The following is a 20,080-nucleotide window of genomic DNA, read 5'->3' as shown; positions in this document are numbered from 1 at the left end:
GCGAATGTGCTGCAACCAGTCACGCCTTGAGGGAATACTGTAACCAAAAGGCCGCGCGTCCCGTCACCCCGTCGCCCAAGCCCCTGCGCTCTCGAGCGCGAACGGCCCTTGGAAGGGATTCTTCCTCGAACTGCACTCCATTCCGAGCACCGAGGTTCAAGATGTGTTCTTTTTGAACCACGGCGGCGGCGTGCATCTGGGGGACCCCGTGCAACTGGAGATGAAACTCAACGGCCACGCCCCCACCCACACCATGCGGGCCGGTGAAGTCAATTTCCTGCCTTCAAATCTCCCGTTCTCAGCGCGATGCGAGGGGCGCAGCGACTTTTTGCTCATCTCGCTCGAACCCAAATTCCTGGCGTGCGCCGCGCATGGAATCGGCTCCCAAAACCGGCTCGAACTGACTCCGCAAATCGGCCTGAATGATCCGCTCATCCATGGCCTGGCGCTGGCGCTAAGGGCCGAAGTCGAGACCGGCGGCGCCAGCGGCCCTTTGTACGCGGAGACGCTGGCCACGAGGCTCGCGGTTCATGTCGCCCGGAAGTATTCCGGTCAAACCCTCCGTTGCAGGGAAGAATCCCGCGGCCTGGCCAAATACCAACTCCGCCGCGCCATTGATTTCATCCACGACCATCTCTCCGAGGACATCTCGCTGAAGGCGATTGCCGCGGCAGTGGGGATGAGTCCGTTCCATTTCTCACGCTTGTTCAAACGGTCCACCGGCGCCAGCCCGCATCAATACCTGCTTCAGTGTCGCACCGAACGCGCCAAGCAACTTCTCCTCCAATCCTCAGAATCCATCGCGGATGTCGCGTTGCGCCTGGGTTTTTGCGACCAGAGCCACATGACGACTCATTTCAAGCGCGCTTACGGCGTCACGCCCAAGGCATTTCTCCGGAACGCGGCTGTGCTTGGCAATTAGCGGTTCGGCTCACCTACTGATCAGACCGTGGGATAGAATACACTTTGTTGCGTTGCATTTGGGCTCAGGCGCGACGAAGGAGAATATCCCTGGTGGATCTTCGACTGAGGAGCAACGAAGCCAGAGCCCAAATGCGGCGCAACCCGCAGGGCCAGGGGTCTTTTGGCCAGCCGCTTCGTCGCTCGCTCGTTGTGGATCGCAGGGATACACCGCCTCACGCGCTCCTCGCGGCTGGCCAAAATCCCTCCTGGCAAAGTGTATTCTATCCCACGGTCTGATCAGTAAGATTGTCCTGCTCCTGCAAGCATCAGGAACCCGAAATCGAGATTGGAATCGCGCCGCGGATTCGGGTTAACCTGCGCGCATGCCGAAGAAACTCTTCCTGCTGGATGGGATGGCGCTCGCGTACCGCGCCCACTTCGCGCTCATCCGCCGGCCCATCTTCACGTCCAAAGGCGTCAATAGCTCCGCGCTCTTCGGCTTCACGCAAACGCTCCTCGAAATCCTCACCGAGCAATCGCCCACGCATATCGCGGTCGCGTTCGACACGGACGCGCCGACGCAGCGGCATCGCGATTTTCCGGACTACAAGATCCAGCGCGAAGCCATGCCGGAAGACCTGAGCCAGGCGCTTCCCCACGTGCGCCGCATGATCGAAGCGTTCAACATCCCCGTGATCGCCCTCGACGGCTACGAAGCGGACGACGTCATCGGCACGCTCGTGCGCCGCGCGGAACAGGAGGACTTCGAATCCTACATGGTCACGCCGGACAAAGATTTCGGGCAATTGGTGACCCCCAAAACTTTCCTCTACAAACCCTCGCGCCAGGGCGACGGCATCGAAATTCTGGGCGTGGCCGAGATTCTCGGCAAATGGGGCATCAAGGAAACCCGCCAGGTCATCGACATTCTCGGGCTGTGGGGCGACGCGACGGACAACATTCCGGGCGTGCCCGGCATCGGCGAAAAAACCGCCGGCAAATTGATCTCGGAATACGGCAGCGTGGAAAATCTGCTCGCGCACACCGCGGAGTTGAAAGGCAAGCTGAAGGAATCGCTCGAGGCGAATCGCGACCAGGCACTCCTCTCGAAACGCCTGGCCACAATCGATTGCGCCGTCCCGCTCGCGATCGACCTCGACGCGCTCCAACGGCGGGAATGGGACGCAGCCAGGCTCAAGAGTCTTTTCGTCGAGTTCGAGTTCAATTCCATCGGACGCCGGTTGCTTGGGGACGAATTCAAAGCCGGTCGCGGTTTCGCGGGTGAATCACAGACGAAAGCCGGAGGCATTCCGCCAAAGCTTGTCGATGTGGGGGAAACTGGCGACCTGTTTACCCTCACCTCGGCCCTCTCCCGTGGAGAGAGAGGGAGGGAGAGTCTGTCGCCACGCTCTGGTAAAGCCAGGGCAACTCGATTTGCTCCAACGCAGGATCAATCCTCCCCTCCCCACGAACCTGATTCAACCAGGGATTACACGGATAAAACCGCTTCTCCATCCGCGAAATCCGTGGTTAACAAGTCTGTTCAAGGATCCAATGTGCGAAGCGTTTCGGAAAATCCTCTCCCTGAAGGAGAGGGCCAGGGTGAGGGGGAAGGGAGCGGCCCTGTCCACGAGGCTGAAGCCCAACGCCCAGCGCCCAGCGCCTCGAACCTCAAAACCATCGCCGACGTTCCGCATGAATATCAGTTGATCCGCACTCGAGAAGAGCGCGCGAAACTCATTCAAACGCTCGGCAATCAGCCGTCCTTTTGCTTCAGCGCCGAAACGACCAGCTTCGACCCGAAAGAGGCGCAGTGGATCGGGATCGCTTTTTCTTTCGCGCCGCGCAGCGGTTATTTCGTCCTCGTGCCGCAGGACGAAATTGAAGCGCGCGCAATCCTCGAAGAATTCCGCGCGCTGTTCGAGAGCGACCGGATCGAGAAAGTCGGCCACAATCTGAAGTTCGAGTTGAGTCTTCTCCAATGGCGCGGCGTGACCGCGCGCGGGAAGCTGTTCGACACGATGCTCGCGCACAGCTTGATTGAGCCGGACATGCGGCACGCGCTGGATTATCTGGCCGAGGTTTATCTGGGCTACAGTCCGGTGCCCGTCACCAAACTGATCGGAGAGGGAATTCTCCGACCGACTTCGCCCATTGAACCCCTGAACGGCCCCCTCTCCCCCTCGGAGGGGGAGAGGGTGTCCGTAGGACGGGAGAGGGGGCCGTTCAGGGGGAGAGAAGCCGAGCAACTCAGCTTGAGCCATGTCCCGCTCGATCAATTGACCGATTACGCCACCGAAGGCGCAGACATCGCCTGGCAATTGCGCGCGGTCCTGGCCCCGTTGCTGAGAGAGAAGGGCCAGGAACGCGTGTTTTACGAAATCGAGTCGCCGCTCTTGCCCGTGCTGGTGGCCATGGAATGCGAAGGCGTCCGCCTGGATGCCGCGGTCCTGGGCGAATTCGCCGACCAGTTGTCCAAGGAGATCAACGCGGGCGAGAAAGCGATCTACCGCCTGGCGCGAACCGAATTCAATTTGAATTCTCCCAAGCAGCTTGGGGAAATTCTCTTCGACGGTCTCAAGATCGCCGCGAAACCCAAAAAGACGCGGACCGGCCAGTACGCCACCGACGAACAGACGCTGCTGGCGCTGGCGGGCGAACACGAAATCGTCCCGCGCATCCTCGAATACCGGGCGATGACGAAATTGAAATCAACCTACGCGGATACGTTGCCCACGGCGATCTTTCCGAAAACGGGCCGCGTCCACACGACTTACCAACAGGCCGCGACCGCGACTGGCCGGCTGCAATCGCAAAACCCGAATCTCCAAAACATTCCGATCCGCACCGAACTGGGACAGGAAATCCGGAAGGCTTTCGTGCCGCGCGACGAGAATCATCTTTTGCTCTCCGCCGATTATTCGCAGATCGAGTTGCGCATCATCGCCGCGCTCAGCCGGGACACCGCGATGATCGAAGCCTTCCGCAGCGGCCACGACATTCACACGGCGACGGCGGCGAAAGTTTATGGCGTGCCGCTCGACCAGGTGAACGCGGAAATGCGGCGCAAGGCGAAGATGGTGAACTTCGGCATCATCTACGGCATCTCCGCCTTCGGCCTGGCGCAGCGCCTGGGCATCGCACGCCAGGAAGCGGCCGCGATCATCGAGCAATACTTCCATCAGTTTCCCGGCATCCGGAAATACATGTCGGACACGATCGCGTTTGCGCGCGAACAGGGTTTCGTGCAAACGGTCGCCGGGCGGCGCCGGTACCTGCGGGATGTCCGGTCGTCGAACGCGACCGTTCGCGGCGGCGCCGAGCGCAACGCGATCAATGCCCCGATCCAGGGCAGCGCCGCGGATATGATCAAGATCGCGATGGTCCAGATCCATCGGGAATTGACGCGGCGCGGACTGACGACACGCATGCTGCTCCAGGTTCACGACGAACTCATCTTCGACTTGTTCAAACCGGAGGAACAACAAGTCCGAGCCCTGATCGAGGAAGGCATGGGAACCGCGATTCCGCTGGAGGTGCCGATCGCGGTCGAAATAGGCCTGGGGAAGAATTGGCTGGAAGCGCACTAAAGTCGTTGCCGCGTTGTCGCGTTACCTGGGCTAATGGCCAGCGACTCTCGTTATGGACTGCTTTCCAAGAAGGGAACGTTTCCACGGTAGGGCGAGTCCGTCCCGGCGAGCCGTGTCCGACGTGTGGGAGCGCTGGAGGCGGCTCGCTGGGGACAGGCTCGCCCTACCAGTCGAACTAAGAATTGCTGGTCATTCTCGACAGTGACCCGCGGCAAAGTTAGATTCCGGAGTGAGCCGGCGTTCGCGAGTACCTGGTTTGGCGAACGGAGGACCAAGCCGTGGATTGGTGGTCGCTCGAAGAGGACGAATATCGCCCGCTTCCCGCCGATCCGAGCGGGGTTTTACGCAGCAAGGTGTTTCCCAGGGCTTTGGCTGGACGCATTGGCCCTCCTGGCCGAAGACGGGGCGAAGCTGATGGCCAAGCTGCACGAAGGCCTGAGCAGCGCCGAGCACGCCGCCTTCCTTGTTACATTGCAGAAGCGCCGCAGTGAATGAACCGGGCTTCCCGCTACCGCCCGGAATGCTCCCTGATCCACGCGAGGTCTTCATTACCGGGACACACAAAATGATGATCGTGCCACTCGAGGTCCCCCGGGAGGTTTGAAGTCCTTGGATCCCTCATTGTCATCTTTCTCGGCACGGTTCATCTCCTGGCCCTGGTTCTAGGCGTGGCGTTCCCAACTTGGGAAGGATTCTTTTTGCTCCTGGCTCTTTACCTGGTGACAGGTCTTGGCGTCACGATTGGCTACCATCGCAAGATCACGCATGCACACGGCGCGCGGTGCCCGTATCGCCGCATGAGGGCGGGTGCTGAGGGTCTCGGAGCGCAGATTTGGAATCTGCCGTATCGCGGAATTGTTGGGGATCAATGGGGGCGTGTCTCATATCTTCTTGACCACGGATTCTACGGATTTCGCGGATGCGGAAGCGGTCTTATCCGTGTCATCCGTGTCATCCGTGGTTGAATCAGGTTCGTGGCAAGTTCCCTTGGTCTCGGAACCATGCACTCTCCCCATGAACCCGGTAGGGCGAGTCCGTCCCGGCGAGCCGCTCGACGTGCGTGGAACACGTCCGACTCGGCTCGCTGGGGACAGGCTCGCCCTACCGTCAGGTTCATGGGAAGTTCCCTTGGTTTCAGACTCAGGCTCGCAGCCCATGAACCCGTCGCTGGTAGGGCGAGTCCGTCCCGGCGAGCCGCTCGACGTGCGTGGAACACGTCCGACCCGGCTCGCTGGGGACAGGCTCGCCCTACCGTCAGGTTCATGGAAGGGGCCAGGTGAGGGGGCACGAAGCGTTCAACTACCGATGGCTGTGGCCTCAGAAAGTAGCGACGAATCACCGCCGTGGGTGTGGCGCGGAATCAACGCTGCAGATTCAAGTTGAGGCGGTGGCGGTCGAGGGTGGAACCTTCGCGAAACGCGTGCAAAGCTTGGGCGTTGTTGTATTCCGCGAGCGCACGAATTTCCTCGAACGACGCGGCCGTGAGATTCCGCTGGAGCTGGAGGACCTGAAAGGTGGTGCTCTTGCCGTTCTCCAGCTTCTTCTGTTCGGCATCCAACGCAGTGAACGCAAATTCACGCGCCTCGCGCGTCGCTTGCACGCGTTCGAAAGCGGATTGGACGGCTTTGATGGCGTCGTCAATCTGGACCATGATGTCCTGTTCGAGTTTCTTGAGTTGCAGGAGGGCCTGCTCCTTTTCAGCGCGGGTGGCTTTGTAGCGGTTGCGGGCGCCGATGTTTCCCAACGGAATCGTCAAGGAACCTCCAAAAGAATAGCTGGGATTTCGGTCGCGCGTGAGATCGCTGAGGACATCGCCATACGACGTGTTGAGCCGATTGCCGCTCACTCCGTACCGGCCAAACACATCCAGGGAAGGAAGGATCTGGTTCTTCTGGAGCCTGAGCGTGATGTCCCGCCGTTCCAGGTCCAACTTGGCTTGCTGAAGGTCCGGGCGCATCGCCAGGCCGCGCTGCCAGCTATCCTGCAAATTGAAGGCCACCGGCACTGGCACGAGCTTTTCCGCCGGGATCAGTTCCACTTCATGGAAGCTCTCATATTTGTCGGTGAGCAACGATTTCAGGACGTTCTCCTGAAAGGCGAGATTCTGCTGGGCGGCGATCAGGTCGGCTTTGCTGGCGGCGACCTGAGCTTCCGCTTGCTTTTCGTCGAGCGGAGCCAGAGCGCCGAGTTCCACTTTTTTCTTGTTTTCGAACAGGGTGCGCTGCGCCAGTTCGAGCGCCTTTTCCACGACTTTCACATTTTCACGCGCGAAGATGAGGTTGTAATACGCCTGCTCCACGCTGTGCACCGTGGTCATGATTTGGCCCTTGAGCATCGTTTCCGAAAGCTTGAGCACTTTCTTGTTGATCAGGATCGTCGCGCGGCCCGGATCGATCCAGAAGTTTTGCAAGAGCGGTTGCGAGAGCTGGATCGACCAACTTGCGTTGTAGTTTGAATTCTCATTCGTGCCGACGAGGCTGGTGGTCCGGGAAAGGCTCTCGGTGATGGAGTAACGGGCTCCCGTGGGCAAGATCGCGCCGAGTCCGAAGTTGATCCCGGGCAGGGTATCCACTTCCAATTCGCGATTCCCAATGTCGCGGCCAAACTGATCGACGCCGCCGGGCTGGGAGCTGAAGAAGTGCGACCCTTGCAGGGTGATTCCCGGTTCGTAGATCGCGTAGGAACTGCGCAAGTTGTGCTCGGCGATCAACGGATTGAAGCGTTGAATCTTTACGTCCAGGTTGTTCTCCAGCGCCATCTGAATGGCCTCCGCCAGGGTGATTTCGCGGCTCGGTTTGGCGGGCGGATTCTGGGCCTGAACGGCGCCGGCGCTGATCAAGGCCAGCAAGGAAAGGATTCGGGTCAAATGCATGGGGCAGCGAGAGTGCGGGATTTAGCCGAGTTCGTCAAATCATCGTCACCGGGTATGACTCTGAAGTGTCCCAGGAAGTTACGCGAAATCTAATGGCTCACCAGTGTCCCGACATTCTCCCCCAGCACGACTCGCTTCAGATTGCCGGGCTTGAACAGATCGAAGACGATGATCGGCATTTTGTTGTCCATACAGAGCGAGAACGCGGTCGAATCCATCACCTTGAGCCGTTTGCGCAAGGCTTCCATGTAGCTGACTCGCGTATAGCGTTTGGCGGCCGGGTTTTTCTTGGGATCGCTGTCATAAATTCCGTCCACCTTCGTGGCTTTGAGAATGATTTCTGCCCCGATTTCATTGGCGCGCAAAGCGGCCGTCGTGTCGGTGGAAAAATAAGGATTGCCCGTGCCGCCTCCGAAGATGACGACGCGCCCCTTCTCCAGATGCCGGATGGCCCGGCGCCGAATGAACGGCTCGGCGACTTGCGCCATGCTGATCGCGCTCTGGACGCGCGTGGCGACGCCAAGTTTTTCAAGGGCATCCTGCAGGGCCAGGGCGTTGATCACGGTGGCCAGCATGCCCATGTAATCTCCGGTGGTGCGGTCGATCCCGCGTTCGCTGCCTTGTTCGCCGCGAAAAATATTTCCGCCGCCCACCACGATCACGACTTCCAGGTTGAGCGCGCGCACCTGCTGGATTTGTTTGGCCATGTCATGGATGGATTCGGGGCAGATGCCCACGCCGGTTTCACCGCCCAACGCTTCGCCGCTGAGCTTGATCAAGATCCGCCGGTATCTGGCTTTGTTCTCACGTTTCATGGCGTGAAAGGGTGTCTGGGTTCGATGGGGAAAGCGCGTCCCTCAGCTCGAAGGGGCGGTTGGTGGCCAGCAACATTAGCGGGAGGTTCTAGCAACCGGCCTCGCCCCCGTCAAATGAAAGCCAGGCGGTGCGGCACTCCCAAAAGGAAAATCATCACGATCGACCATGAGACCGAAGGCAAAGTTGCTTTTCCAGCCGAAGAGGAATAGAAGTTCAGCATGAAATTCAGAAGGGTGAGCTGAGCTTCGGGCGAGAGGCGCGCGAATTCGCTTTCGATTTCGCTGACGGCGGGTGTTGCCATACTGGTGGTATTCTCCGATTTGTTGCCGGCAAGTCAACGGTGTCCAATTGCCTTGCGCAACGCCTGTCTGTGAACGGCGATGGAGCGAGACTCCCGCCGAGCCGTGTGTCGATGGTGACTGGCGAGGACGCTCGCCCCACCTTCTCTGAGATTAGGATCTGCGAATGACCTGCGCTATCCCGAAAAAACTTCGCCCACCTGGAACCGGATGAATCGGCGGATGGCCACGTCGTCCCCCACGCGTTTGGCCACGGCGGCGGCGTGTTCCTTCACGGTGATTTCGGAGTTCTGCTTCACGAAGCCTTGATCGAGCAGGCAGAAGCTCTGGTAAAACTTTTCCAGCTTGCCTTCGACAATTTTCGCCACGGCCTGCGGAGGTTTGTTCTTGGCCTGTTCGGCGGCGATCTCTTTTTCTTTGGCGACCACGGCCGGATCGAGTTGCTCTCTCGAAACGGCGATCGGGCTCGCCGCCGCGATTTGCAGCGTGATGTCACGAACCAACTGCTTGAAGTCGTCGTTCCCTACGGTCGCTTCCTTTCCCGCGCCGACCTCGACGAGGACGCCGATTTTGGCGCCGGTATGGATGTAGCCGGCGATCAAACCATTGCCAGTGACTTCCAGGCGTTGCGATCGGGAGATTTTGATGTTCTCGCCGGTTTTGGCCACGACCGCAGTCCGCAGCGCTTCGCAATCGGCAGCGGGATCGCCGGCCTGCGTTTTGGCGACTTCATCACAGAACGCGCGGAAACTCTCATTTTTCGCCACGAAATCCGTTTCGCAATTCACTTCCACCAAAACGCCGAGGCGGGCCCCAGGCTGGATGTATTGCGCCACAATCCCTTCTTTCGTCTCGCGGGAGGCTCGCTTTGCGGCGGCCGCAACGCCTCTTTTGCGCAGAATATCCACGGCGAGATTCAGGTCGCCTTTGGATTCGGTCAGCGCCTTTTTGCAGTCCATCAGGCCCGCGTTGGTCATTTCTCTGAGTTTGCCGACAAGTGCTGCTGTGATTTCAGACATAAAGGATCAGTTCTAGATAATGGTTCAGGGATTCCACCGTATCTCTCCGGAGAAGAAACGGCACGGAATGTGGCGCGCTAGGCCGTCACGACAGACTCCGTCGCAGGAGCGGGAGCGGGCGCGGACTCCGCAGGAGCCTCAGCGGCAGCTTCGGTGGACGCCGCCTCGCTTTCTTTCCGCCGTCCGTATTTCGCGTCGTACTCTGCGCGAGCCTGGATGATGGTCTGCATGATGACGCTCAGGATGAGACGTACGGAACGGATCGCGTCGTCGTTGCCGGCGACCGGAAAATCGACGAGGTCGGGGTCGCAGTTCGTATCGACAATGGCGACAATCGGAATCTTCAAGCGTCGCGCTTCGGCCACGGCGTTGTGCTCGCGTTTGATGTCCACGACGAACAGGGCGTCCGGCAGGCTGTCCATGGCGCGGATGCCATCGAGATTCTTGATGAGGCGGGCGGCTTCGCGGCGGAGCGAGGATTGCTCCTGTTTGACGTAATTGTTGATTGTCCCGTCGGTCTCCATTTTCTCGATCTGCTTCAACCGGCCGACGGAACGTTTGATCGTCTTGAGATTGGTCAGCGTGCCGCCCAGCCACCGCTCGGTAACGTAAAACTGGCCGCAAGCTTTCGCCGATTCCTTGACCGATTCCTGGGCCTGCTTCTTGGTGCCCGCGAAGAGAACTCGTCCTCCTTTGCCGATGGTCTTTCCGAGGAAATCGCAAGCCGCTTCCAGTTGAGCGAGCGTCTTGCTCAGATCGATGATGTAAATTCCGTTGCGCGCATCAAAGATGAACTTCTTCATCTTTGGGTTCCAGCGCTTGGTTTGGTGTCCGAAATGGACGCCCGCGTCCAACAGTTCTTTGATGCCAATGCTCAGCACAAGTTTTCCTTTGTTCTTAGTTTGCCTTTGCGCAAACCATCCCGCGGAACACGGGATTCAATTTGATGTTGTTGTGGCCGCCTCGTTCACTCGAACGAAGGTCATTTCGGGCCGTTATGTCCTCAGTTCGCGGGTGTCCGAACCTCGGCCAACCCGGCGAAAAGGGCTGGCAACATAACAAAGCCAACTTCCGTCGCAATCTTTATTTTTCCCTTGCTTTCCCCTCATTTCTGCCCGGTTTTGGCTGCTCCCGGGCCGGCTTTGGTTTGGGCTTCGGGCCGGTCGGCAGGCCTCGCATGAGCTGCAACAGCAACCAACCCGCCACGCCGAAGAGCGCCACCGCGACCATGATGGCCAGCACCTTCAGAACGCGCGCCTGCCGGAGCTTCCGCTGTGTCCATTCCTGCCGGGATTGCTTGAACATCTCGAATTCGTGCTCGAGCGACATCTCGGGAGACACTTCGTCACGCAACTGCAGCGTGAACCAACCGTTGTCTTGCCGGCCAAAGCGCGGCGGGAGTTTCTCGAGGGCATTGGCATCTGCCTCCTGAAAGCCGTGTGCGCGCCAGAACGGGCTTGGGTCTTGAGTCCAGAGCCGCCACAAACCATGGTTTCGGGCAACGGATTGCACGCGCTCCCAAAGGGCTTGCTCCAGTTCGACGCGGCATTCGGGGGTGCGAAAGCACGGGGCGTGAATTCGGCCCTGCTGCGCTTCCAGTTGCAGTCCGATGCACGCCAGCAGGGTTCCATCGACGGCTTCGGCGACCTGAAACTCGGTCAACGACTTCTCCAGGCCGGAGTTGGCGCCGGCCGTTTGCGCCCAAAGAGAACGCAACCTGTCCAAATCCTCAATCGTCGCCCGGCGCATCTGATAGCTCTGGGGAGTCATGGCAAACTCTCAAGACGGAACCTTCAGACCGCGAATCGCGCAACGCGACGAAGCCGCGACCGAGGTCGTTAATGCGTTACAACGTTAAATCGTTAAATCAGTTAAACGGGCGAACGGGTTAGATGGGTAAAAAATACTGGCGAGTGGGCTGTGGGTAAAGTTTTTGGTGGAAATCCGGCGGCGTTTGGGAAATCAATCGCCCCATGAAAAACCTGAGCTTTATCCTCCGCGCGCATGGCTGAGCCGTCTGCGGACAAACGGCGCGTCAAACCGCGCAATCTGATCGGCGTCCTCCAGTTCCTCGGAAAGTATCCCAGACGAGTCGCGCTCTGTGTGTCGTTGCTGCTGGCCATCATCAGCATCGACCTGACGTTGCCGCAAATCATTGGAAACGCCATTACCCATTTGCGCTGGCGCCTGGAATGGGGCGCGGCGTTCGATCATTGGAATTTCGTCTGGTTGTTCGGCTCGCTGGTCTTCATTCGCGCCGGGCTGGCGCACATTCTGGGTCCCGCGCGGAATCGGCTGATTCAATACACGCTGGGGGATGTCCGGGCCGCGATTTACAATGCGATTCAGCGGCTGGCGTTTCAGTACCACGACAAGTCCAGCACCGGTGAACTCATTTCCCGTTCGACGTCGGATGTCTCGAAGCTGCAGGATTTCTTCTTCGCCTGCTTGCTGTTGAGTTTCGACATTCTGGTTTCGTTGATCGTCACGATCGGGTTGATTTTCGCCATCGATCCCACGCTCGGAATCGTGGCGGTCGGGACGATGGGGCCGACGATCGGCCTGCTGATTTATTTCGGCGGCCAACTCCAGCCTCGCTGGCGCAAAATTCACGACCTGCACGGCGCGATGATGACCGTGATCCAGGAGAACATCGCCGGCGTCCGCGTCGTCAAGGCCTTTGCCAAGGAGTCGGATGAAATCAGCAAATTCATCCAGAAACGCGACACCTTGGTCACCACGGTGCTGGACGCCATCAATTACTGGGCTGCGCGCGTGCCGGTCGCCCAATTCATCTACGGCCTGAGCATGCCCCTCGCGCTTTGGCTCGGGGGCCAGGCCGTCATTCGAGGCGACCTCCTGATCGGCGACCTGGCGAAGGTGGTTTTGTATCTGATGGCCATTGGCCATCGCGTCGGCATGGTGGGCCAGTTCACAAATATCCTTCAGAACGCCAGCGCCAGCGCCGAGCGAATTCTCGAAATCATCCACGAGCCGCAAACGATCAAGAGCGGCAAACGCGACCTTCCGGCCGGACCGGGCGCGGTGGCCTTCGAAAGCGTGAGTTTCAATTACCGCGACGGCAAGGCCTCGCTCACGGACGTGAGTTTCGACGCCAAGCCGGGACGCACGTACGCCATCGTGGGACCGACCGGCTCCGGAAAAACGACCTTCGTGAACTTGATCCCGCGTTTCTATGACGTTGCGAGCGGACGGGTTTTGGTAGAAGGGATCGATGTGCGGGAGATGAACCTGACACAACTGCGCCGGAGCGTCGGCGTTATCTTTCAAGAAACGTTTCTGTTCAGCGCGACGGTGGCGGAAAACATCGCGTATGGCCGGCCCGAGGCCACGCGGGAGGAGATTGAAACATGCGCGCGCGCGGCCCAGGCGCACGAGTTCATTCTGGGGCTGGAGGAAGGCTACCAAACGATCATTGGCGAGCGCGGCGTGACCTTGAGCGGCGGCCAGAAGCAGCGCATTGCCATCGCCCGCGCCTTTCTGATGAACCCGCGCATTCTGATTTTGGACGACGCGACCTCCAGCGTCGATTCCCAGACCGAACGCCTGATTCAAGAAGCGCTGTGGCGGTTGAGCGCGGGCCGAACGACGTTCATTATTGCGCATCGATTTTCCACGGTGCAACGGGCGGACGAGATACTTGTGTTGAAAGAAGGCCGGATCGTGGAGCGCGGGAAGCACGGCGAGCTCATTCAGCGCCAGGGCTTCTATTGTGAAATTTTTGAGCAGCAGATTCGTAAATGTGAAACGTAAAACGTAAAACGTGAAACGTGATTCTATCAGGACAACTTTATGAATTACCAAGAATGGCTCGCGACAGTTCCAGCCGAGATCACGGCTGATTCCCTCTGGAAGATGGAAGCGTATCGACTCGGTTTGTTTCTCTCTGATCTCGCGTGGCACGATGCTACGAAACTAATACAGGACAAGAGGACCCAAGACTTGTCCGGGCAATTGTTTCGGTCAGTGGGATCGATATCGGCCAATCTCGCCGAGGGTTATTCGAGAGGGACAGGGAGAGATAGATCTCGTTTCTATGAGTACGCGCTGGGATCCGCGAGGGAAGCTCGCGATTGGTATTACAAAGCTCGCTACGTACTGACAGACACGGTGACGAACCACCGAACAAGATTGACGACCCAATTGATTCGTCTCCTTCTCGCCATGATACCCCAGCAGCGAGAGAGTGTCTTGAAGGAGAATTCCCCCGAATACCGAATTCCGAGTTCCGATCGCATCGATCCAGGAGCGCCGACCGCTTGGATGCTTGAAGAGATGCCGATGCCCTAATCACGTTTTACGTTTTACGTTTTACGTTTCATGGCTCACAACCTCGCCATCGAAGAACAGTTCGCTCAGAGGCGAATGACGAAGGCGACCTTTCTGAGGCTGATGCGCTACATCTGGCCGTACCGAAGGCGGTTTGCGCTCAATCTGCTCTTCACGGTCCTGGCCACGGCCTCCTCGCTGCTCGGCCCGAAATTGATCCAGATCGGGATTGACCGACATCTGACCTCGTTCACCTCTGCCCAGGCTGCCTTCCGAGGAATTTTCGTGGTGAGCTTGATTTACCTGGGGAACCTTCTCTTGGGCTGGTTTCTTTCCATCGCCCAGGTCACAAGCGCGATCGCAATCGGCCAGCGCGCCATGAACGATTTGCGGCTCGCGGTCTTCGAGCACATCCAGCGATTGTCTTTGAACTATTTTGACCGGACGCATCAAGGCCGCATCATCAGCCGCGCCGACAGCGATATCAGCGCGCTGGATAACGTGCTGACTTGGGGCGGCAATCAACTGCTTTCCAGCGTGCTGACGCTCTCAGGCGCCATTGTAATCCTGGTGCAGTATGATTGGCGCTTGTGCCTTGCGGTCGGCTCCGTCCTGCCGTTCCTCGCGGTGGGCACGCGGCTTTTTCACATCCACGTGATGAGCGCCTATCGGAAAATGATCGAACAAGGCGCCCGGCTGACTTCTGCGCTGGCGGAAAACATTTCTGGCGTGCGCGTCGTTCAGGCGTTTTCCCGCGAAGAGGAGAACCTGGCGCGCTTCGAGAAGATTCACCTGCTCTACGCGGAGACCGTGCGGGCCGCGGCGCGCATTTTTCACACCTACATGCCGTTCGTCGCGCTGCTGTCGGGCCTCGGCACCACGATCATCCTGGGCTACGGCGGATCGCTGGCCCTGCGCAACGAGATCACGGTGGGAGAATTGGCGGCCTTTATTCTTTATCTGGGCATGTTTTTCGGGCCGATCCAAACGATGGGCGATCTTTACAATTCGGTGTTGTCCGCCGCGGCCAGCGCGGAGCGCATCTTCCAATTGCTCGATACCCAACAGCAAATCATCAATCGGCCTAACGCCGAAGCGTTGCCGCCGGTGCGCGGACATATCGTGTTCGAGCGCGTCTCGTTCCGCTACGAGACGACGCCGCCGGACCACTGGGTGCTGCGCGACGTGAGCTTGGAAGCAAAACCCGGTGAGACGGTCGCGCTGGTCGGCGCCACCGGATCGGGGAAGACCACGATCATCAGTTTGATCGCGCGCTTCTACGAACCGCAGCAAGGCCGCATTTGGATGGATGGCGTCGATCTCCAGACGACGACGGTCGAATCGTTGCGCTCGCAAATCGGCATTGTGACGCAGGAGAATTTTCTCTTCACGGGCACGGTGATGGAGAACCTGAAGTTTGGCCGGCCCGGCGCGACCGACCAGGAAGTTATCGAAGCGGCGCAAACCCTCGGCACGCACGACATTATTTCGCGATTGGAAAAGGGCTACGAAACCAAGGTCGCCGAGCGCGGAAACAACCTGAGCGCGGGCGAGCGGCAATTAATCACCTTCACGCGCGCGATGGTGGCCCGCCCTCGGATCCTCATCCTGGACGAGGCGACCAGCGCGGTGGATTCGCACACGGAACAACTGATTCAGCGCGCGCTGGAAAAGCTGTTCGAGCGCCGCACCTGCTTCGTCGTGGCGCACCGGCTCTCTACGGTGCGCAACGCGCATCAAATCCTGGTTCTGAAAGGCGGCGGGATCATTGAGCGCGGCCATCACGAACAACTGATCGCGCAGGGCGGCCACTACGCGAAGCTTTACGAGGAATTCGTGCGGCAATAGCCGGAAGAATCCGCTCCAAACGATCTGCGGCGCGTGGTAGAGAATCTCTTCGATGACTTTCGACCAAGCGCAAACTCGCCACGCGGAATTGTCAGAACAAATCTGCGCCCACGATTACGCGTACTATGTCCTGGCCAAGCCGGTCGTTACGGATCGGGAATATGACCAGCTTTATCGCGAGTTGCTAGAGCTGGAGAAAACGTTTCCGGAACTCATCACGCCCGATTCTCCGAGCCGGCGCGTCGGCGGACAGCCCTTGAACGAATTCAAGTCGGTTCATCACCTCACGCCGATGCTGAGCCTGGACAACACGTATTCGCAGGAGGATGTCCAGGAATTCATGAATCGCGTGCAGAAGCTCGTGCCGAAGGAATCGTTGGACTGGACGGTTGAACCCAAGGTGGACGGCGTCGCCATCAGTCTGCGATACGAGAACGGCGTGTTGACGGTGGGCGCCACGCGCGGGGACGGCGTGAGCGGCGATGACATCACGGCCAATCTGAAAACCATCCGCAGCATTCCTCTGAAGCTGAAGACGGGCGCGCATCGGCTGCCGGAATTTCTTGAAGTGCGCGGCGAAGTTTATATGACCCTCGCCGGTTTCAAAAAGCTGAACGCCGAGCGCGAAGCCGCGGGAGAGGAACCGTTCGCCAATCCGCGCAACTCCACGGCCGGATCTTTGAAGCAACTCGATCCCAAACTTGTCGCCAAACGGCCGCTCGACGTGGTGCTTTACGGCACGGGCCAAATCGATGGGGCCTGGAAGCCCGCTTCTCAAGTCGAACTGCTGGCCGGGTTGAGATCCCTTGGATTCAAAACGCCGGAGAGAGTCTGGCATTGCCGTTCTGCGAAAGAATTGCTCCACGCCATCGAAGAACTGGATCGCGCACGAGAGAAGTTCGCTTACGAAACGGATGGCGCCGTAGTCAAACTCAATTCCTTCACGCTCCGCGAGCGGGTTGGCTACACCTCCAAAGCGCCGCGCTGGGCCATCGCTTACAAATACGCCGCCGAACGCGCCGAGACGAAACTCAAAGCGATTACGATCCAGGTCGGACGCACGGGCGCTCTGACGCCGGTGGCGGAGCTGGAGCCGGTCTTCCTGGCGGGCAGCACCATCAGCCGCGCGACGCTGCACAACGAGGAAGAACTGCGCCGAAAAGATATTCGAGCCGGCGACACCGTGATCATCGAGAAAGCCGGCGAGGTCATTCCCGCCGTCGTGGGCGTGGTGTTGGATAAGCGGACGGGGCGAGAGAAGGTTTTCGAGTTTCCCAGGACGTGCCCTGAATGCGGCGCGCCCGTCTCGCGTTCGACCGGCCTGGCTGTGGGCGATCCGGGCGTGGTCTTGCGCTGCGCGAATCCGGATTGCCCGGCGCAGGTTCGCGGCCGCATCGGGCACTGGTGTGCAAGGGGGGCTATGGACATCGAAGGCGCGGGCGAGGTGCTCGTGGAACAATTGGTGAAAAGCGGCCTCGTTCGCGATGTGGCGGACCTCTACTCGCTCAAGCTCGGCCAAATCGTGGCGCTGGAGCGCATGGGAGAAAAATCCGCGCAAAACCTTCTCGACGGCATTCAAGCGAGCAAGAGCCGCGATGTCTGGCGGCTGATCTTCGGCCTGGGCATCTTGCACGTTGGCGCCGGAGTGGCCAAAGCGCTGGGCCGCGGCTTTGCGACGCTCGACGATTTGCGCCGGGCCAGTCTGGAACAGTTGAATGAGATCCAGGATGTCGGCAGCGTCATCGCGCGAAGCCTGCGGCAATGGTTCGACGAAAAGCGGAATCAGGACTTGATCGAGCGGCTGCGGGCGGCGGGATTGAATTTCCAATCGTCGCTTTACCGACCGCAAGCGGCTTGCGGCCGGTTCGCGGGGAAGACATTTGTCCTGACGGGCACGCTGCCATCGCTGACGCGCGAGCAAGCCGCGGCGAAGATCGAAGCCCTCGGCGGCAAGGTCAGCAGCAGCGTGAGCCAGAAAACCGATTACGTTGTTGCGGGCGAGGAAGCGGGTTCCAAGTTGGAGAAAGCGCAGAAGCTCGGCGTGAAAATCTTGGACGAACAGGAGTTCTTGAAGTTGTGCGAGGGGCGAGAAACTCCCGACCGCATTGCGAATGCAGACCACGGTGGACTTGGATTTTGAACAAATCACTTGACGGTTGGCGTTTTGATTCAGGCGAGCGAGAATACCGGCGTCATGAAAACCGCTGAACAGAAGGATGGACTGCGCGCGAAACCGAGTCATCCCCAACCCCGCGCATCCGGATCAGCCCGTCAATAAGGTGAAGTAACGGCCCGGATTTCGCATTGCGCAATTCCTGAACGATGCCTGAAGGCCGCTCGGACGCACAGAAGGCTCCAGTTTGTCCTCCAGGAGCCCAAACGGCGGCGGGGCGGCGGGGCGTGGAACCGTGTGTGATTGATGGCGAGCTTCTTCAATCTCAGAATCGGCGCCTACGCCAATGACGGACGCAACATCTCCCGGCCGCCCCAGCACCCGGTTCGCGTCCGCAAACGAGTGCCGCTTTCCGGCCAAGGTCCCCGCGCCGTTGCTGTGGCTGGTTCGCGGCTCTATGTCGCGAACTATTTTTCCGACAACCTTTGCCGGCTCGACTTGGCGGAACGGGAACCGAAAGCTGAATCGCTCCCGTTGTGGACGTTTCATGGCACTGGAGCGCCGGCCTCCGGCCCGGCTCGATCAGAGACCGCAATCGATCCGCCGGGCTGGTGAACGCCGTCCTGAAATGACTTCATTCTTCAGTATCAAAATGGAAGGGCCGTCGTTCTGCCATTTCTCGTAAAGCGCGGGGTTCACTTTATACGGCGTGCGGTTGGCCGCGCCGAGCACGATGTCCGGATCGCCGTCGCCATCGACATCCCCGGCGTCCATCACGAGCCAGCGGCCCGAAACGCTTTCCGGAAATGAGAACGCGTCAAACTTCAGGCCGCCTTTGTTTTCGAGATAGACGAAGCTTTCTTCCGGCGACGATTCGTAGTCCGGAAAATACGAGATCGCCGCGATGTCGGAGTCGCCGTCCAGGTCGAAATCCGCCGCCACGGCTTTGAACGCGCCATTGAGCGGGTAGAAGAAAGCTTCCCGAAAACGAGTTTGCCCGTCGTTCAAATAAAGCCGGATGCCATGGTAATTTTTCAGGCACGACGGATATTCGCCATTGTCGCCGTTGGCTGTCAGCACATCCATGAAACCGTCCTTGTTGAAATCAACCAGTTGGAATCCCGCGTAGCCCCAAACCGGGTGCTGCTCCACGACGGGTTTCTCGGTGAATTGGCCGTGGCCGTTGTTCAGCAACAGGTAAATGCCTTCCTTCGCCTGAGCCATCAGGACGAGGATGTCCAGGTGGCCATCCTTGTTGAAATCGAACAGCTCAGTGCGCACGGCGCCCGGGCGATCATAGATCACGTGAGGAATGTACCCGCCGTCGCTTCGCTGCTCGTACCACGCCAACTCGCCCATGATGTTTCCAAAACCAGAAACCACGAGGTCTTCGCGGCCATCGCCGTTCAGATCACCAAATGCGGAGTGAGTGGGCCGCCCGAGGTTGGCCAGCGCGTCGGCGCGCCAGGCAAATGTGTCGCCTTTGTTGTCGAGCTGAATCACTTTGCCCAATCGCTGATCGTGCGGCGGCACACGCCCAATCAACGTGCAAAACCAGCCGCTGGAACGCCGCGCCAGTCCAACTGGAGGGCTTTCCACCGCGAGCGACGAAAGCAGTTTCCCACTGGCGTCGAGCACATCGAGCGTTTTGGTCTGGGCGTTGCCGACGTAAATCCGGCAGGTTGCCGGATCGATTTGCGTGAGCGTGACGAAACGTTGGCCGGGCCGGTATCCGGGATTCACGACGGAGAATCTCTTCAGGTCCATTTGAATGGGCGCGCGCGGTCCTAGCGGCAAGGCTTTCTCCGGCGCGGCGGCGAAGTAGTACTTCCAGACGAGTTGCCATTCGTCCAAGACGACGCGGTGATCCGGATCGGTTGGGTCGAGGCGGTCAATGCCCAGCCGGCCTCGCAGGAACGGCATGGTGCCTTTCTGCCAGGTGGATCGATCCAGGAGATTTGGGTCGGGAAAAAGGTGGCAGGTAGCGCAGTACCGTTGCGCCAGTTCCTTGCCTCGCTGAAATTCACGCGTGGTGGCCGGCTCTGTTTGACCCCAAGTCGAAGGCAGGACCGTCAACAAGCTCAGCCAAACGCGTCCCAAGAGCGAAACTCGGTGAGACAGGCTGCAAGCCTGTCCTACGTTGAGGACGGATCGGCGCATCGGGACGCGAACTTAGGACAACGTTCCGAAGTGAGCAACGACTTACGGCAACGAAACGGACTTTAGGAGGGTACTCCAGAACCGGGATTGGAGTGCCGGCCTCCGGCCCGGCACGACTCGAAGCGGAACCTTGCCGGATCGGAGACCGGCACTCCGGTTCAAGGGCAGAA

General features: G+C 59.3%; 15 protein-coding genes. 7 read left to right on the top strand and 8 right to left on the bottom strand.

Annotated elements, in window-relative coordinates:
* Nucleotides 1–163 precede the first annotated feature (163 nt).
* Together FJ398_05025 and polA are read left to right on the top strand one after the other, a co-directional pair.
* Nucleotides 164–922, top strand: coding sequence for a helix-turn-helix transcriptional regulator (locus FJ398_05025; GenBank protein ID MBM3837319.1), 759 nt, complete (start codon nucleotides 164–166; stop codon nucleotides 920–922).
* Nucleotides 923–1,286: 364 nt separating this feature from the next.
* Nucleotides 1,287–4,493, top strand: a complete 3,207-nt coding sequence (polA, locus tag FJ398_05020; GenBank protein ID MBM3837318.1) for a DNA polymerase I — start codon at nucleotides 1,287–1,289, stop codon at nucleotides 4,491–4,493.
* Nucleotides 4,494–5,374: 881 nt separating this feature from the next.
* On the opposite strand, the gene FJ398_05015 is transcribed toward polA, so the two are convergent.
* The 7 genes from FJ398_05015 to FJ398_04985 form a co-directional block, all read right to left on the bottom strand.
* Nucleotides 5,375–5,650: a hypothetical protein gene (locus FJ398_05015; GenBank protein ID MBM3837317.1), complete on the bottom strand. Its 276-nt coding sequence runs from the start codon at nucleotides 5,648–5,650 to the stop codon at nucleotides 5,375–5,377.
* 203 nt (nucleotides 5,651–5,853) lie between these two features.
* Nucleotides 5,854–7,365 (bottom strand): TolC family protein, encoded by a 1,512-nt coding sequence (locus FJ398_05010; protein ID MBM3837316.1) that lies wholly within the window; start codon nucleotides 7,363–7,365, stop codon nucleotides 5,854–5,856.
* An 89-nt stretch (nucleotides 7,366–7,454) separates the two neighbouring features.
* On the bottom strand, nucleotides 7,455–8,180 hold the full coding sequence (locus FJ398_05005; protein MBM3837315.1) for a UMP kinase: 726 nt from the start codon (nucleotides 8,178–8,180) through the stop codon (nucleotides 7,455–7,457).
* A 110-nt stretch (nucleotides 8,181–8,290) separates the two neighbouring features.
* Nucleotides 8,291–8,482 carry a hypothetical protein gene (locus FJ398_05000; protein ID MBM3837314.1) on the bottom strand — a complete coding sequence of 64 codons (192 nt, stop codon included), beginning with the start codon at nucleotides 8,480–8,482 and terminating at the stop codon, nucleotides 8,291–8,293.
* 174 nt (nucleotides 8,483–8,656) lie between these two features.
* Entirely contained in the window at nucleotides 8,657–9,499 is an 843-nt protein-coding gene (gene tsf, locus FJ398_04995; GenBank protein ID MBM3837313.1) for a translation elongation factor Ts, read from the bottom strand.
* A 77-nt stretch (nucleotides 9,500–9,576) separates the two neighbouring features.
* Nucleotides 9,577–10,380, bottom strand: a complete 804-nt coding sequence (gene rpsB / locus FJ398_04990) for a 30S ribosomal protein S2 (GenBank protein MBM3837312.1) — start codon at nucleotides 10,378–10,380, stop codon at nucleotides 9,577–9,579.
* 202 nt (nucleotides 10,381–10,582) lie between these two features.
* Nucleotides 10,583–11,269, bottom strand: a complete 687-nt coding sequence (locus FJ398_04985; protein ID MBM3837311.1) for a hypothetical protein — start codon at nucleotides 11,267–11,269, stop codon at nucleotides 10,583–10,585.
* A 234-nt stretch (nucleotides 11,270–11,503) separates the two neighbouring features.
* On the opposite strand from FJ398_04985, the gene FJ398_04980 reads away from it, so the two are divergent.
* From FJ398_04980 to FJ398_04960, 5 genes are all read left to right on the top strand, one after another.
* Complete coding sequence (locus FJ398_04980) at nucleotides 11,504–13,273, top strand: ABC transporter ATP-binding protein (protein MBM3837310.1); 1,770 nt, start codon at nucleotides 11,504–11,506, stop codon at nucleotides 13,271–13,273.
* A 39-nt stretch (nucleotides 13,274–13,312) separates the two neighbouring features.
* Nucleotides 13,313–13,810: a four helix bundle protein gene (locus FJ398_04975; protein MBM3837309.1), complete on the top strand. Its 498-nt coding sequence runs from the start codon at nucleotides 13,313–13,315 to the stop codon at nucleotides 13,808–13,810.
* A gap of 30 nt (nucleotides 13,811–13,840) precedes the next feature.
* The gene (locus FJ398_04970) at nucleotides 13,841–15,637 is read left to right on the top strand and encodes an ABC transporter ATP-binding protein (protein ID MBM3837308.1); all 1,797 of its coding nucleotides are present in this window, start codon (nucleotides 13,841–13,843) and stop codon (nucleotides 15,635–15,637) included.
* Nucleotides 15,638–15,689: 52 nt separating this feature from the next.
* On the top strand, nucleotides 15,690–17,777 hold the full coding sequence (gene ligA / locus FJ398_04965; GenBank protein MBM3837307.1) for an NAD-dependent DNA ligase LigA: 2,088 nt from the start codon (nucleotides 15,690–15,692) through the stop codon (nucleotides 17,775–17,777).
* A 279-nt stretch (nucleotides 17,778–18,056) separates the two neighbouring features.
* Nucleotides 18,057–18,365, top strand: a complete 309-nt coding sequence (locus FJ398_04960) for a hypothetical protein (GenBank protein MBM3837306.1) — start codon at nucleotides 18,057–18,059, stop codon at nucleotides 18,363–18,365.
* Here FJ398_04960 and FJ398_04955 read toward each other — a convergent pair.
* The gene (locus tag FJ398_04955; GenBank protein ID MBM3837305.1) at nucleotides 18,333–19,910 is read right to left on the bottom strand and encodes a VCBS repeat-containing protein; all 1,578 of its coding nucleotides are present in this window, start codon (nucleotides 19,908–19,910) and stop codon (nucleotides 18,333–18,335) included. The two genes, FJ398_04960 and FJ398_04955, sit on opposite strands and share 33 nt — an antisense overlap.
* Nucleotides 19,911–20,080: the final 170 nt, after the last annotated feature.

It is taken from the genome of Verrucomicrobiota bacterium (assembly GCA_016871535.1).
GTDB lineage: Bacteria > Verrucomicrobiota > Verrucomicrobiia > Limisphaerales > SIBE01 > VHCZ01.
This window is presented reverse-complemented; position numbering and strand designations above follow the sequence as displayed.